Source organism: Bacillus sp. EKM202B (assembly GCF_011066025.1).
Lineage (GTDB): Bacteria > Bacillota > Bacilli > Bacillales > Bacillaceae_G > Bacillus_A > Bacillus_A toyonensis.
Window position 1 is genome coordinate 206,971 of the sequence record NZ_JAAMNK010000007.1, and the last position, 15,024, is coordinate 221,994.

16 protein-coding genes are annotated in these 15,024 nt (G+C 33.7%); 2 read left to right on the forward strand and 14 right to left on the reverse strand.

Features of this window, described 5'->3' with window-relative positions; genetic code table 11:
• Positions 1 to 18: 18 nt before the first annotated feature.
• The 3 genes from G9F74_RS11950 to G9F74_RS11960 form a co-directional block, all read right to left on the reverse strand.
• Positions 19 to 765 (reverse strand): DnaD domain-containing protein, encoded by a 747-nt coding sequence (locus G9F74_RS11950; protein WP_016108792.1) that lies wholly within the window; start codon positions 763 to 765, stop codon positions 19 to 21.
• A gap of 321 nt (positions 766 to 1,086) precedes the next feature.
• The gene (locus G9F74_RS11955; protein ID WP_016108793.1) at positions 1,087 to 1,743 is read right to left on the reverse strand and encodes a uridine kinase family protein; all 657 of its coding nucleotides are present in this window, start codon (positions 1,741 to 1,743) and stop codon (positions 1,087 to 1,089) included.
• 473 nt (positions 1,744 to 2,216) lie between these two features.
• Entirely contained in the window at positions 2,217 to 2,798 is a 582-nt protein-coding gene (locus tag G9F74_RS11960) for a TetR/AcrR family transcriptional regulator (protein WP_016108794.1), read from the reverse strand.
• 226 nt (positions 2,799 to 3,024) lie between these two features.
• On the opposite strand from G9F74_RS11960, the gene G9F74_RS11965 reads away from it, so the two are divergent.
• Positions 3,025 to 4,269, forward strand: a complete 1,245-nt coding sequence (locus tag G9F74_RS11965; RefSeq protein WP_016108795.1) for an MFS transporter — start codon at positions 3,025 to 3,027, stop codon at positions 4,267 to 4,269.
• 169 nt (positions 4,270 to 4,438) lie between these two features.
• Here G9F74_RS11965 and G9F74_RS11970 read toward each other — a convergent pair whose 3' ends face one another.
• Positions 4,439 to 4,900: a hypothetical protein gene (locus tag G9F74_RS11970; protein ID WP_016108796.1), complete on the reverse strand. Its 462-nt coding sequence runs from the start codon at positions 4,898 to 4,900 to the stop codon at positions 4,439 to 4,441.
• A 365-nt stretch (positions 4,901 to 5,265) separates the two neighbouring features.
• Here G9F74_RS11970 and G9F74_RS11975 point away from each other — a divergent pair, with 365 nt between their 5' ends.
• Entirely contained in the window at positions 5,266 to 5,973 is a 708-nt protein-coding gene (locus tag G9F74_RS11975) for a DNA alkylation repair protein (protein WP_000346354.1), read from the forward strand.
• Between the two features lie 102 nt (positions 5,974 to 6,075).
• Here G9F74_RS11975 and G9F74_RS11980 read toward each other — a convergent pair whose 3' ends face one another.
• The 10 genes from G9F74_RS11980 to G9F74_RS12025 all read right to left on the reverse strand — a co-directional run bounded on the left by G9F74_RS11980 (position 6,076) and on the right by G9F74_RS12025 (position 14,414).
• Positions 6,076 to 6,402 carry a DUF3895 domain-containing protein gene (locus tag G9F74_RS11980; protein ID WP_001071903.1) on the reverse strand — a complete coding sequence of 109 codons (327 nt, stop codon included), beginning with the start codon at positions 6,400 to 6,402 and terminating at the stop codon, positions 6,076 to 6,078.
• Positions 6,403 to 7,077: 675 nt separating this feature from the next.
• Complete coding sequence (locus tag G9F74_RS11985; protein ID WP_016108797.1) at positions 7,078 to 7,569, reverse strand: SMI1/KNR4 family protein; 492 nt, start codon at positions 7,567 to 7,569, stop codon at positions 7,078 to 7,080.
• A 326-nt stretch (positions 7,570 to 7,895) separates the two neighbouring features.
• The gene (locus G9F74_RS11990) at positions 7,896 to 8,405 is read right to left on the reverse strand and encodes an ankyrin repeat domain-containing protein (RefSeq protein WP_000361849.1); all 510 of its coding nucleotides are present in this window, start codon (positions 8,403 to 8,405) and stop codon (positions 7,896 to 7,898) included.
• Between the two features lie 20 nt (positions 8,406 to 8,425).
• Complete coding sequence (locus tag G9F74_RS11995; protein ID WP_165406226.1) at positions 8,426 to 10,099, reverse strand: AHH domain-containing protein; 1,674 nt, start codon at positions 10,097 to 10,099, stop codon at positions 8,426 to 8,428.
• 32 nt (positions 10,100 to 10,131) lie between these two features.
• Positions 10,132 to 10,458: a hypothetical protein gene (locus G9F74_RS12000; protein WP_001198200.1), complete on the reverse strand. Its 327-nt coding sequence runs from the start codon at positions 10,456 to 10,458 to the stop codon at positions 10,132 to 10,134.
• Positions 10,458 to 11,177, reverse strand: coding sequence for a DUF5081 family protein (locus G9F74_RS12005; protein ID WP_016108804.1), 720 nt, complete (start codon positions 11,175 to 11,177; stop codon positions 10,458 to 10,460). Before G9F74_RS12005 ends, G9F74_RS12000 begins: the two co-directional genes overlap by 1 nt.
• 22 nt (positions 11,178 to 11,199) lie before the next feature.
• The gene (locus G9F74_RS12010) at positions 11,200 to 11,505 is read right to left on the reverse strand and encodes a WXG100 family type VII secretion target (RefSeq protein WP_000014533.1); all 306 of its coding nucleotides are present in this window, start codon (positions 11,503 to 11,505) and stop codon (positions 11,200 to 11,202) included.
• Positions 11,506 to 11,531: 26 nt separating this feature from the next.
• Positions 11,532 to 11,954 carry a hypothetical protein gene (locus tag G9F74_RS12015; protein ID WP_000883458.1) on the reverse strand — a complete coding sequence of 141 codons (423 nt, stop codon included), beginning with the start codon at positions 11,952 to 11,954 and terminating at the stop codon, positions 11,532 to 11,534.
• A 444-nt stretch (positions 11,955 to 12,398) separates the two neighbouring features.
• Entirely contained in the window at positions 12,399 to 13,130 is a 732-nt protein-coding gene (locus G9F74_RS12020; RefSeq protein ID WP_000241997.1) for a M15 family metallopeptidase, read from the reverse strand.
• 48 nt (positions 13,131 to 13,178) lie between these two features.
• On the reverse strand, positions 13,179 to 14,414 hold the full coding sequence (locus G9F74_RS12025; RefSeq protein WP_000903056.1) for a CapA family protein: 1,236 nt from the start codon (positions 14,412 to 14,414) through the stop codon (positions 13,179 to 13,181).
• Positions 14,415 to 15,024: the final 610 nt, after the last annotated feature.

The window sequence follows — 15,024 nt, forward strand, 5'->3', positions numbered from 1 at the left end:
TAGAAAAATCCTTATATGCTACGGATCATACAAAATGAATCCTTCCTTTTCTTCACTTAAATCTACTTGCCCTTTCTTACACCAATTCCTCAAAATCCCCTTCACATAAGCGAACGTTCGCTTATTATGTTCAAACGCAATTTTAAGTGCTTCTAGTACTACCTTTCCTGAAACTCTTTGTATCCAATCCTTCAATTCTTTCACGATATATGGGGATAAACTACTAATATGTTGTTCATAAAACTTGTACACTTTACTATTGGGAACGGCCTCTTCTATACTTTCTACCTCTTCTACTTCTTTCTCTTCAATAACTTCTTGTAAACTACTAGTATCCTCTTCTTCAGGCATACCAAAATGCTGCAATAACAATGGAATCTTCCATTCTTCTTCAAGACATTTACGTAAAAACGTATGTATGAATTCTTTATTTTTCACAGTCTTTAACTCACGTAACACACACTTCTCTACATTCGTATTTAAAATAGGGTTATAGTGTAGCCAATTTAGTATGTATAACTCTTTCGTTTCCGCATCGTATAAAATCTTTCCGTATGCAACAAACCTATTTAACAGCTTCTCAACAGTCTCCATACTGTAGCCCGTTTCCAGTTCTGCCACACGCTTCGGTAATATGTAAATTCCACATTGCTTCGTTTTCGTACCAGTTAACAAATATATGTAAAAATAACGCTCCTCTGGCGTTAAATCTAATATGAATTCATCTTGCCAAAAGTTCACCTGCACATTACGGTACACCGCCATCTATTTCCCTCCACTCTTTGCTAGCAAATAAGAAATCCCAATCCTTCAATATAAATATAGGAATGTGGGAGCCGTTTTGGCATTCGAATTACAATTTTTTTTACTACTTACTGTAAAGTAACAAAAAGGTTATTTAATCTTGCTACCAAAAATACAATAGACATCTGTCTATGTAAATGACAGATGTCTATTAAAGTCGTTTAAAAATCTAGTTGTTTCATAGACAATGGATTTTTAGGTGAATAATAAAGTTGCTTCATTTGAGAACCAAATAATGAAAATGAACCCTCATAATAAACATAACAAATAGAGTATTTGCATTTAAACTTTATAAAACTCAAATGTATTTTTTTCTAGACATATTGCTTCATCGGAACTTTTAATAATAATATCAAAACGTTGACTGTATGGATGCATAAACACTTTATACTGAATCCGACGTTCTGCATGAGACCGCCTTAAATACTTGATATCGGTTCCCCTTTCAGCAATATCTCGGCTAGACCTTCTCATTAATTCCGTTTCATCATCTGTATAGAAGTAAATTTTTAAATCAAATAGATCGGGATTAATAAATGCGACACACATTCCTTCTACAATTGTCACTTTGTTTTTTGAAGAAATAAACTCGCTTTTCATATAATGCGTATCTATCGTATAAAAATCTAAACCAGCCCTTACCATCTGAACATCTCTTTCTAAAGCAGACAAATGATGCGCTGATGGATGACAAGCCGTCATTTTATAATGATGATTTTCGTTTTGATATGTATAGTCAATAATTGCATGCTTTCGTATGTCTGAACTAACAATATATGGATCTGTATTAATATAATTCACTTCATTTTGATCTAGTAGGTCTACAAGCATATTAGCAAACGTTGTTTTTCCAGCAGCGCCATGTCCTGAAACACCAATAACAACCTGTTCATTAGTCCTACTAATCCAATTTATGATTTCTTGCAATAACTTATCCATCCTTCTCCCCCTTTTACTGATATACTGCCCTTATTTTAATTAGTTAAATATTGAGATGTCCTCTCATCTTATTATACATGAAAGAAAAAATAGCATAATGATCCATCGTACCATCTCTAATTTTATACAACTATATTATTTGTGAACACTTACAACGACGTTATTATGTTTTCGCGCTTATTTTGTTCTTGTAGTTGTTTTTGTTTTTGTTTTGTTTTTTCTTAGTGATTTATTACTTGGTAGGTGCTTATGAGGGGCTTGGAAGGGGCTATATAGCGTTTTATTCCCGTCTAATTTTTAATTACACACGCCTCCTACAATCTTCTTATACTGTGTACACCCATAAAATTATATTCTTTCCGAAAATAAAAGTACTGAATTTTCTTCGTAGATAATCCAGTACTTGACGATTGAAAACTTATAAATGAAAGTGGCTACTATTAATAAGGTTAGTTGAAATACACTTCTACAAATCATTTTAGTAACGATACGATTATACATACCGAATTATCTATAACGGAACGTTCTGGGCGTGATTTCATTAATACTGTTAATCCTATTAAAGACGTAACTAATGTTTGCGCTACTGCTTTAGCGTTCAAATCACTTTCCAGTTCTCCGGACTGAATTCCTTTCATAATTAATTCTTGAAATATAACTGAGAGATACATTTGATGTTCTCTAGTTAGCACTTCAAACTTTTCATTATGAGGAGCAAGCTCAACCATTGTGTTAATACAAAAACAACCTTTACTTAATTCTTTTTTATATTCTTCTTCCACTATATTTTCAAACAATGTCCGAATTGCTTCTTTTACAGATTTTCCGCTTTGAAGTTTTGTTCGTATACGAGCCGCATGTAAATTTGTGTATCTCCTTAATGCCGCTTCAAATAAACCCTCTTTATCACCAAAGGCTGAATATAAACTCGGCTTTTGTATTTCCATTTTAGCAGTTAGATCACTTAATGAAGTAGCAGCGTACCCCTTCTCCCAAAAAAGTTGCATAGCAGCATCCAAAGCTTTTTCTTCATCAAATTCGCGTAGTCGACCCATTTAAAACCCTCCCCTTCTCCATCTACTTTTTAAGATTATACATTATCACTTTATGTACCAATCAGTATATTATATATCGTATTAAATTATAAACGATGTGTCAAAAGAAAACGTTATTAATTCAAAATAAACTTGACATATCTATTTCTTCGAGATTATATTTTACTTACGAAATAACATACCGTTCGGTACGTTATTTCCAATCACACAAAAAGGAGCTGATTTTATGAGTAGCAAAGAAAAAATGATGACCACTCTAAAACATACTCATATACATTCACCTGTTCATGCAACCATGTCACGCTATATGACTCTATTATTCGCAATAGCTTGCGGGATGGCTGTGGCGAATATCTACTTCGCTCATCCACTACTTGATTCTTTATCAAATGAATTTAAGATTAGTCATTCAACTATCGGTATTGTGATTACGATTACTCAAGTTTGTTATGCACTCGGATTACTTTTATTCGTCCCACTTGGTGACTTATTAAACCAAAAGAGACTCATTATTGTTCAAATGCTTTTATCTGTTTTCGCTTTAATTGTAATTGGAATCGCTCCCTCCAGCACCATACTTTTTATAGGTATGGCCTTAGTAGGACTTCTTGCAACTGTGACGCAAACACTCGTCGCATACGCATCAATTTTAGCTAATCCAGCTGAACGTGGACGCATAGTAGGTTTCGTGACAAGCGGCGTTGTAATAGGTATTCTCCTTGCTCGTACATTTGCAGGCACATTAACAGATTTAGCTGGATGGCGGTCCGTTTATCTCACCTCCGCTACCCTTTTACTCTTCGTATCTTTTTTATTACATCGGAATTTACCTACTCTTGAACAGAAAAGAATGACAACTATGCCTTACCAAAAATTAATACGTTCTGTTCTCTTATTATTTGTAGAGGAACGACTCTTACGCATTCGCGGAATATTAGCATTGCTCATTTTCACTTCATTCAGTATTTTATGGACTTCTTTAGTATTACCTCTAAGTGCTACACCTCATAATCTATCACATACAGCTATTGGTGCATTCGGCCTTGCTGGAGTTGCAGGTGCATTAGCTGCTACGAAAGCGGGACAATTAGCTGATAAAGGATTAGGACAACGAACAACTGGCATAGCCTTATCTTTATTAGTACTTTCATGGCTCCTAATTAAATTTATTAACTACTCTCTATTGTTACTAATTTTCGGCATTATCCTTTTAGATTTAGCTGTGCAAGCTGTACATGTCACCAATCAAAGTATGCTTTTCACAGTGCGCCCTGAAGCAAGAAGTCGAATCACTGCCAGTTACATGATTTTTTATTCTATCGGTAGTGCAACGGGTGCCATTCTTTCAACAAATGTGTATGCAAAATACGGATGGAATGGAGTATGCCTATTAGGTGTATCTATTAGTGCTTTTGCTCTTTTATTTTGGGCAATGACCTTACGACGATCATCACAACTAAAAGAAGAATAATTCATTTGTATATTTTCTAATTCGTATTTTTCTACAAGACTATAAGAATAGCATTTATTTTTCAAAATAAATCAACGGCATTTTCATATTAAAAATGCCGTTGATTCCAAACTTTTATGTATGCGATTCGCCATTTCATGATAATTAATCATAGACTAGTGAAATACCTCTATTTCAAATTACCTTTAACTTGTCCAACAATCTCATTTATCGTATTTCGATCAAACTTATCACTAATTTCGTATGGCTTACGATCTTCTACTAATTGTACCCCTACGATGTCTTTTCGGTCCTTACCATATTGCACTTCAATAATAGATCCGCGCTCTATTTGTTTCCAAATGAGACCTGCTTCATCTTTATTATCTAAAATAATGCAGTCCTCAATACTTTCGTCAATCCCAATTAACTTATTATCATCCATATATCCAATCTCGTATTGTTGCCGTTCTTTCGCTTTGCCACTTACTAATATACCTTTGCTACCATATGAGTAATCCGTATAATCCTTTTTCTCCACTTGTACCGCTTTCGGCTCTTTTGCTTCCGTTTTTTCAGCAGTTCCACAACCCGTAATAAGACCAATCGGCATAACCACCGTTAATACTACTCTAGTAAATTTCTTTATCATTTGTAACCAACCTCACATGTTTAACTTTAAATTCCATTTATCCCCTTACCAAATAATAACATAACACTACAGAGAAAATGCCAAAGATAAAATATTATTTACATTCTCCCACTTTAAAAACCGATGCGGAAAGTTATACATCTATTTTGTCTCTTTCCCGTTTACCTTAATGTAATATTCTCATGATTATAATTAGATGGAAGGTCAAAATCACAAACTGAATTGCCAAGGAATTATAGAAAGTAGACATCCTACTCACATACGATTAGTATTAAATTTGAGAGGTATGGAAAACTCGATAAAAAATATAAACTATATCATTACAATTAAAATGGTCTTTATATTAAGGAAGGAAGTGCACAGCTATGGATTTTAAAACAGTTATGCAAGAGCTTGAATCCCTCGGTAAGGAAAGAACGAAAAAAATATACATATCTAACGGTGCACACGAGCCAGTTTTCGGCGTAGCTACGGGCGCTATGAAACCAATCGCTAAGAAAATAAAATTAAATCAAGAGTTGGCTGAGGAACTTTATGCCACAGGTAACTACGATGCTATGTACTTTGCAGGCATTATTGCAGATCCAAAATCTATGAGTGAGTCTGATTTTGATCGCTGGATGGACGGGGCATATTTTTATATGCTATCCGATTATGTAGTGGCAGTAACTTTATCAGAGGCAAATATTGCACAAGATGTTGCTGATAAATGGATTACAAGTGGGGATGAGCTTAAAATGTCTGCAGGCTGGAGTTGCTACTGCTGGCTTTTAGGGAATCGCAAAGACAATGAGTTTTCTGAAAGCAAAATTTCCGATATGCTTGAAATGGTGAAAAATACAATTCATGATTCACCAGAACGAACAAAATCCGCTATGAATAATTTCCTAAACACTGTGGCAATTTCATATGTACCGCTACACGAAAAGGCAGTTGAGACTGCAAAAGAAGTTGGTATAGTTGAAGTAAAACGTGATAAGAAAAAAAGCAGTTTACTAAATGCTTCAGAAAGTATTCAAAAAGAACTTGATAGAGGCAGACTTGGTTTCAAACGTAAATATGTAAGGTGTTAAAAGTATGAAGGTGTCAATCTAAGTGAGATTGACACCTTTTTTTATGGACATTACTAGATTAATCGGACTCAAAGTTAAAGAGAACCAATCATTCATTTCCCTCTATACATCTAAAACTTCTTCTTTCAATTTATATACTCTATCTCTTTTCTCATCATCTTTGATAAAAATAAGTTTTCCTTCTTTAACAAAACCTTCTAATATTAAGCATACTTGACCATATGCTTTAGGCTTATTTGTTGTGAATCTTTCATCGGGTATTTTACCAGATCGTATTAATCGTTCGCATAGCTCAAGTGCACTTATTTCTTCAGAATTAAGTAATTCCAAAATAGCTTTTTGCAATGGCGATAACGGTACGGGTATCTCAGCTACCTCCACCTTCTCTTTTTCTTCTTCAAATAAATCTTCAAATGAAATTTGATTCATTACATCTTTTCCTTTCTCACAATTGATTTATATAACATGAACTGAATCCTATATGTACTGGAACTTTAAATATTATGTATTGTTATGTAGTACTTACCTTATTACATGAATTTCAAACTCATGTCCGTAATTCCATATAGTATGTTTCGATTATACCAAATATACGTTCTGTCTTCTATTGTAGAATTTTTTATAACAGGAATGAAAGTAATAGTGAATATTTATCTCCTTTTTAGTTTTATAAACCATGTAAAAAAACAGAAAAAGTTTACATAACAAAATTATAGTTTCCTATTAATTTTCTATGCTAAAACGCAAAAAAGCACTTTTTGCCTTTAATTGACAATCAAGTGCTTTAAGTTCATATGTTTTTAAGTTGCGTAAATTTGTAAGTTTTGTAGTAACAATATGACACCTTTTGTACATCATGACAAATACTATATTAAAACTTACGAGTTTGTACGAGTTCGTTAGTTTAATATACATTCTATGTGTTTATATTTATCACCCGGTAAAATGTCATCTCGCCTAAGCTCATACTTTGTTTTCTATTCTATCATTGCACATAATACTCTATGATGGGACAACCATCATGAAGTATCTATTTTTAAACACCCTATTATTTTTTCCTATCCACTTCACATAAACTTTATTTTTCATTCATCATTATATTTTTTAATCGTGCAATTCACTTAAAAAATTAGTAAATGTATCTGCAATGTAAAATACATTTTCTCTTGCCAGTTCTTCTACTTGTGCTTCTGTTAAACCTTCTTGACGCATTAACATTTCTTTTTCGCCAGCATTCTCATGTTCCCAAAATACCACAACAGGGTTATTTTTGGCATTTTTATAGTCAAAACATATTAAATTCCCTGCTGGGTCAAAAGCAAAAGGAACTAACTCTTTAGGTATAGTAGTGGCATAAGTACGATATACTTTAACAATATATTCGCTACTATCCGTATCATAAGAGAGCAATGTCCCAAACACTCTTGTTACTCCATCCACCTCAAACTTATATGGTAATACCGCTGAACCATTATTAGTAATAGCACACTCTACATAATCACTTGGAAATATAAAACCCATCTGCTTACCCACTTCATATATATATTCTGCTGAAACCGGCTCATCTGGTACTGGCCATGTTAAATCTTTTCTCATCTAATTACGGCCTCCCCATACGATTAAAAAAGCACCCGTTGCCTTTATTCAACAATCAAGTGCTTTAAGTTCATCTATTTGTAAGTAGCATAAATTTGTAAGTTTTGTAGTAATAGTATGATACCTTTTATATATCGTGACAACGACTACGTTAAAACTTACGAGTTTATGCGAGTTCGTTAGTTTAATATACATTCCATGTGTTTATATTCATCACCCATTAAAATGTTATATCGCCTAAGCTCGTACCTCGTTTTCTTATTCTATCATTGCACATAGTACTCTATAATGGTACAACCATCATGAAGTATGTACTTTTTAACAGCCTATTTTTTTTCATCCATCTTCTGCTTTAAATATTCAGCAATTTCTGTTTGCCCTCTTTCAATAGCAAATGCATAAGCATCCATATCTTTCATGGTGTCACCAGAGTATTTTATAGATATATCTATATTGTTCTCAACTAACAATTTAACAATCTCCAAATGCCCACCGTATATTGCAGCAAACAGAGGATTTCTATCTGGTTCACTAATATCAATCTCTACATTCCGACTAATTAGATATTCAGCAATATCTAAATGTCCTTTTGTAGTTGCTCTTTCAAGAGCATTTGTAGAGAAAGTTCCACCTTGTGCATTAATTTCTATTCCAGCATTAATAAGATATTCTACTATCGCTAAATGTCCATGAGCTGCCGCTACATGTAACCATGTACCAAAAGGTGTCATCCATGTTAACATTTCTGGTTCTTTCTCAAGTAAATCTCTTAAAGTATCCAATTGACCACTTTTTATGGCACTTCTAATATCTTTTGCAAATTGAGTCTTATCCATGTTAATTTCTCCTTTAAGTTCTATTTCCTAGAAGCAGCTTGTTTTCCAAGGTCTTCTAGTATTTCAATAATATCATCTAAATCTGCACCTGCCGCATCAACTGCTTTCAATTGATTTACAACATTCTCTAAAGCTGCAATACTATGTTGTCCGGCAACTCTATTTGGCGCCCAAACTAAATTTTCTTTACCAATTATAGGATCAATACCATATTTCCTTAATAATTCTTGACCTTCTTGAACAAGTTTTTGTTGAGCCTCACCTAAACCCTTTTTAAATAAAATATGATGTGCATGTGGATCTATCATAGCAGTAGGTGGGTCACCTATTAGTCCTCTAAGATATTTACCAAAATCAAGTTTAATTAATGCTTCATTATATTCTTTATTAATGCCTAAATCAGACATCTTTTTACTAATCTCAGACAACTCATCTACACTAAAAGTATTATTTTGAATAGCATTTTTAAGCTTATTCATCTTTGTGGCATTGACACTACCAGCCTCGACTATATCATCAAGATAATTGCTTACAGTGTTACCCGTACCCTTAGCAAGTTGATAAGCGTCATCCTTAGCTGCCGTACTTGCCTTTGAAAACTTTCCAGCTACTTCTCCAACAGTTGAAGATTCTATATAAGGAAGCTTCATTCCTATTCCAGTATCCACCGTCCTAACTGCTACTGGAATAGGAGTATTTTTCATAGCATCTAGTGCATTTTTTAAAGTCTTATTTTCCTTAAGCGATTGTACCACATTTTTACCCAAATTTGGATTAAAACCAGGCATTCCTTCTTTGAATTTTAATAATTTGGCTAAATCAGCTAATTCACTCGTTCCTTTGAATGCTTTTACTCCTTTTCCTACTGCTCCAACAACTGGGATTGCATCTAATCCGCCAAAAATGATGTTTCCTACCCGCTCTTCTTGGCTCAATTTCCGGTGTGTTCCCCAGTCTTCTCCGTCGATACCGCTTTTTATTTGTACAGCGCCGTATACAACTGCGGCAGCGGCCCCGAGTGGTGGACAAAGGATTGTTGTGATGATGATTCCTGCGCCTATTCCTATGTCTCGTATCATTTCTAGTTTTTTCTGTTCATCTTCTATCGATTTGTATTCAAATCCTCGTGTGGATGGGACTACTTTCTTGTATTCTTCATAATTTAGTTTTGCATCTGGGTTTTGTTTTTTTAGTTCTTTGTACTCCGCTTTCAGTACGTTATCAAATGCAGGTGAATCTTTAAAAATATCTTCTACAGTTATTTTATCTTTTTTTGTTTGTATTGTTTGCGGTACACTTCCGTATCCCGCGTGCGCATCTGGTAATACTGTCGTTGTTGTAGAGCCAATTCGGTTATTTGTTTCGAAGCTAAGAATAGATGTATCTCTCATTTTTTGAGCGAATTTATCCATTTCTACTAAAAAAGGTTTATCTATATGTTCAGACACCAATCGCCCTGCTTCTCCGCAATATTTTTGTAATGTCGAATAGCTATCAAGTAATTCCCCTATTTTTTGCGATTGATCTTTTGGGCTAAAATGTATACTACCATCTGAGTCTAAATCTCGTATTCTTCCATCAATTCTTTTTAATGATTCATTTGCGTCCCGTAATTTCATGAGTGCATCTTTTGTAATTCGATTCATACCATCTCCCATGTTTTGCCATGGTTCAGGTCTATATTTCACATCCATTTCGTTTTCATCCCCCAGCCGTATGGTGATTTCTACAACTTACTTAATCTTTCACGTAATTGTTCGTCCTTTTCAAGCATTTCTACACATACATTTCCTACAACTTTCGCCGACCTCAAATAGTGTTCAGACAATTCAAGTGTTTTGTGTAATATATCAGGATATTTTTCAATTACTCTCATCGCTTCACCTTTTTGATAAAAATCACTGCTTAATAAACTCTCAATATTTGTTCCAATGACGTCTAAATGGATTTTATATATATTTTCTAACTTCATTACTATATCAAGTAGTTCTTGAAAATTAACTAATACTTCTTCTCCACCACCAGAACCACTATCTCCCATTGATACTTGCATTATTGAATACCTCCTAACGAGAATTGTCTCGGGTCAATTAACTTTTTATATGGCATTTTTAACACGTCATACAATTTCTTATTAACCGCATAGAGGCTCACCCAGTCATATCGATTACGATCTACATCTATTTGAACGAAATCTTCTCCTTCAGTGAAATATAAGAAACATTCCCATTTTCCTCCTCTATTACTTCGAGGCCTCGTATACGTTTCTATCGCTATAACGTCTTTATTTGATAAATCTTTTCCCTCAAATGTTTGTTGTTCTGTTTCTGTCATTCTCTTTGAGAAAAATGTATCTTCTATTTCTCTCGGTTCTCTCAATAAGAAAGGGATGCGTGTTAATAATGAAAAATATACGTCTGGCTTTGGTATGTAGTCGATCTCGTATTTTTTATTTGGCTCTACTTCTGTTAATACAGCCACTCGGTCTTTATCATGTTTCAAAAAGCCAATTAATACATTATTCATTCTCGTGTATTCATGACAATTTTCATATTCCTTTAATAGCTCAATCATTTGAAAAGCTGCAGAGGTAATTCCATTTTCACTTGTAAGTAAGCCTTTTTCTTTTAAACTCATAGTTGCTTTCGTGACACATTCTTCATCAAGTAAAATAATTACGTCACGGTTTGGCAATCCAAATATATCCGTAACCCCGGCTGCACCTGCGAGAACATATAATTCAGCTGGTGCAAAATTCCTTTCTTTTCCCATTCTTTTATCCCTCATTTCTCCATCACAACTGTTTTATCGCCCTTACTTCCGATCTATCTCCGTACGTTTGAATACTTTTATCTAACTCTTTCAAAGCTTTCGTATGTCCTTCAAATGCATCTACCAGTTCTGAGTTATATTGAATGATTAAATCTAGATAACTTAAAAAGGCATCTCTCGTTTTTCCATTCCAGTTCGCACATGTAACGTATGCTTTTAAGTTTTTCGCTTCGTTTAAAGAATCCTTCATACCATTTTCTATGTTTTGTGCGTAAGAAATGGCACTTGCAGTGTTACTTCCTATAATTTCAACCTCTTTACCACTCATGTTGGTTCCCTCCATTCTTTGTATGCTTAATGGATAAGTTTTTCAATTTCCTTTTTCTTTTCTTCAAAAGCCTTAGTCGCTGCAGCGTATGCTGACGCTTTCTCCGCTTCTGCTTTAGCTTTATATTCCAAATACTTTGCATAAGCTGTACCTTTTGCAGATCCAACATCGCTTAATGCACTTTTAAAATAGGATACTAATGTATTTAATTCTTCATCCTTTTCATGACGTTTTTGTTCAAATTCAACTGCCGGAATTTTATTAGCTTCCAAGCCATTACTTTTACTCTCATAATCTCTCTTCGCTGATTCAGCCTCTTGAATGAATTGCTTTAACTCTCTTTCTTTATCTTTTAAATAATCATGTAAATCATCATACCGATCTCGTTTCCTCGCACTTTCTGTAAAACCAGACGCATTTAAAAAAGCATTGTACAATTCATCTAACATCTTTCTCCCCCTTTATTACAATAATTATGTAGTTAAATTCGTATATATAAACATGAATATTCATTACATTAAGAATTAACAAATAATTATTTTTGCATATTGCTATTTTATCAAAGGGGTTTTAACATTTCCATATTTTATAAATAGCTTTCGCATTTTTCTTCAATTGTAATACCTGAAAAGCAGGCAGTCTTTAAGGCCTAATTAAGTAAGTATTCTATGTTACGAATGAAAAAGGATCTGATATAAATATCAGATCCTTTTTCATTGCTTCTTTTATAAATTTAATTCCTTAATACATACATCGTTTCATACGATAACTGGTTCATACGTGCTCAAATTATCATACACAGTTTTTACAATACTAGGCGGAAGGTTAACACATCCTCAGATCCACCTTTTCCTGTGGCAGTGCATAATTTTTAATAGAATCCAAGTGTATTTTTACTTGCCTGACTTAATTTTTTCGCTATACTCTTCTAAAGTTAACCCTTTTTCTTTTAGATACACAGCAACTTCTTTTCCTACATAACGATAATGCCATGGCTCATACTTAATGCCAGTAATATTCTCTTTATCTTTCGGATAGCGGAGAGTAAACCCATACTCTGCAGCATTCTTATCTAACCATTTGAATGCATCAGTCGTTTCAAATTTTGCATTTAAATCTTCTACCGTATTCTGCCATTCAACTGAAATAATGTCTAACGCTAATCCCGTATGATGTTCACTTGCACCAGGATACTGAAGATATTCCAATGCCTTAGCACTAGCCTCTTTATCCGACAAACCTTGAGATTTATAGCTTTTAACTGAAGCATCATAATAAGTTTGTTGTAATTTTATAGCTCGATAACCTGATCTTAAATAAAGATTGATTCCCTCTTTTTTTGCAGCTGCTACCATATCCTGATAGGAAGTTGCAATTCTACTATCTATTTTCATATTTGGCTTCGCATTTTGGGTAATACTTGTTAATTCAATTCCTAGTTCCTTTGATAACATATGCTCTCTATTTACAAGGATAATTCTCCAATCATTAACATCAGAGATAGGTAAAACATCTTTTTTATTCGCATTTATCTCATTTTTATTTTTATCGTTATTATTAGTAGTTTCCTGAGATGTTTGCTTTCCACTACAAGCAGCAAGGCTCCATCCCATTGCCAATACCAATGCTAAAATTATAAATTTTTTAATTGTATCTCATTCCCTTTTTGTTTATTAGTCTTTATACCAATTTCCCAACACATCTCTAGGAATCTCCTTGAAATTCTCTAAAGAAACGGGGCCGACAAATTTTTTAATCCCATGATTTTTAGAATCTTCATCCGAATAATCTTTTAAAAATTGAATTTTAAATTGTTTCTTACCATCAGCATAGTCGGTTACTGTCGGTACGAGTGCCGCTTGTCGTATACCAAAAGTTTTATCTTCATACTTAACAAATTGTATATAAGATAATCCTCCTACCAATGTTTCTAATTTTTCTTGAGCAGAAATAAGATTTCCAAGAGAATAATAGATTAGCGTTTCATGTCCATCTTTATTTTGTTTCCACTCAATTGGTTGAATTACATGTGGATGATTTCCAATTACTACATCTACACCTAAATCTGTTAAATATTGAGCAACTTCTTTTTGTTGCTTTGAAGGTGTAGAGGTATATTCTACTCCCCAATGCACCATAACAATCACCATATCAGAGCTACTCTTTGCCTTTTCCACATCATTTTGTATCGCTTTTTTATCCATTACATTTAATGCCCAAGACTTATCAGCTGGAATTTTAATTCCATTCGTACCGTATGTATAATTTAGTAACGCAAAACGAATACCATTTTTTGTAATCGTTTTTATTTCATTACGCTCATTTTGATTCTCATTAATGCCTAATGGGATAACATCCGGATATTTCTTCCAGTATTCTCTTGTATTCGCAACACCTTTAATACCCATATCCATAGCGTGATTTGTCGCTTGCGTCACTATATTGAATCCAGTGTCCACTAAAGATTGACCTACTTCTTCAGGTGTATTGAAAGTCGGATATCCCTGTACTTTTAGATTATTTCCTGCTATCGGAGTCTCCTGGTTCACTATAGCAAGATCACTTGATTGAACAGCTTTTTTGATATTTTCATAAATATAGTGATAATCATATGAACCGTCTTTTTGTTTGCCATCTTTAATTACTGCATCATGATATAAATTATCACCCGTTGCCATTACATTCACAACCGATTTTACTTTTTTATCTTCAATAAAATTAGGAGACTGTTGAATAGGACTTTTCTCTACCCAATTTGGTGCTTTTAATGATGTATCTGTATTTGATTGAGCCGGTGGTGATGAAGCTTTAGATGACTTAACATCTGTATTATCACAAGCGGTTAAAAGTACTAAAAAAATAAGACATAATAAAAATTTATTTTTACTTCTCTGTAAATTATGTAACATGTAATCCTCTTTTCTGTTCTATTACTTATAACCAATTTTAACAAATAACTTTTTAAACAACGTATTTTGGTTTTACACTTCATTATGGAAGGACACTCTGTTACATCTGCTTCGGAATATACGGATAACCGTTTTCCACTTTCTAACAATCTATCGATTCTATTAGAATTGATAGATTGCTAAAAAAGCATTATCCACCAGGATGCCGACTAGATTCCAATCAACATCCTCCATATATTGAATTTGATATACCTGTTCCAATTGTAGTAGCTGGTTAATCTAAACAAGAGAGGAGATATAGCCTCTTCTCTTGCTTTACATTTGTGAGTGGCTCCAAAAAGAGGGAATCGTTGACGTCCCCTCTTTAGATAGTGCAAAATTTTTGTACCTATTTTCTTTAAGTCGAGCGACAATCATTATACGAATCACAATAAGTAAGACCCAAGAACTTATTTTACCAATATATTAAAAAAGTAGCAATATCACCTGCGATTCATATAAAGAAGACAATTAGGAGAAATGAAAAAGGAAGTCGTTATCTCTATCGTACAATTGATAAAGATGATGTAGCTCAAGTATTAAAAAAGTTAATCTGTACTATTAACAACAG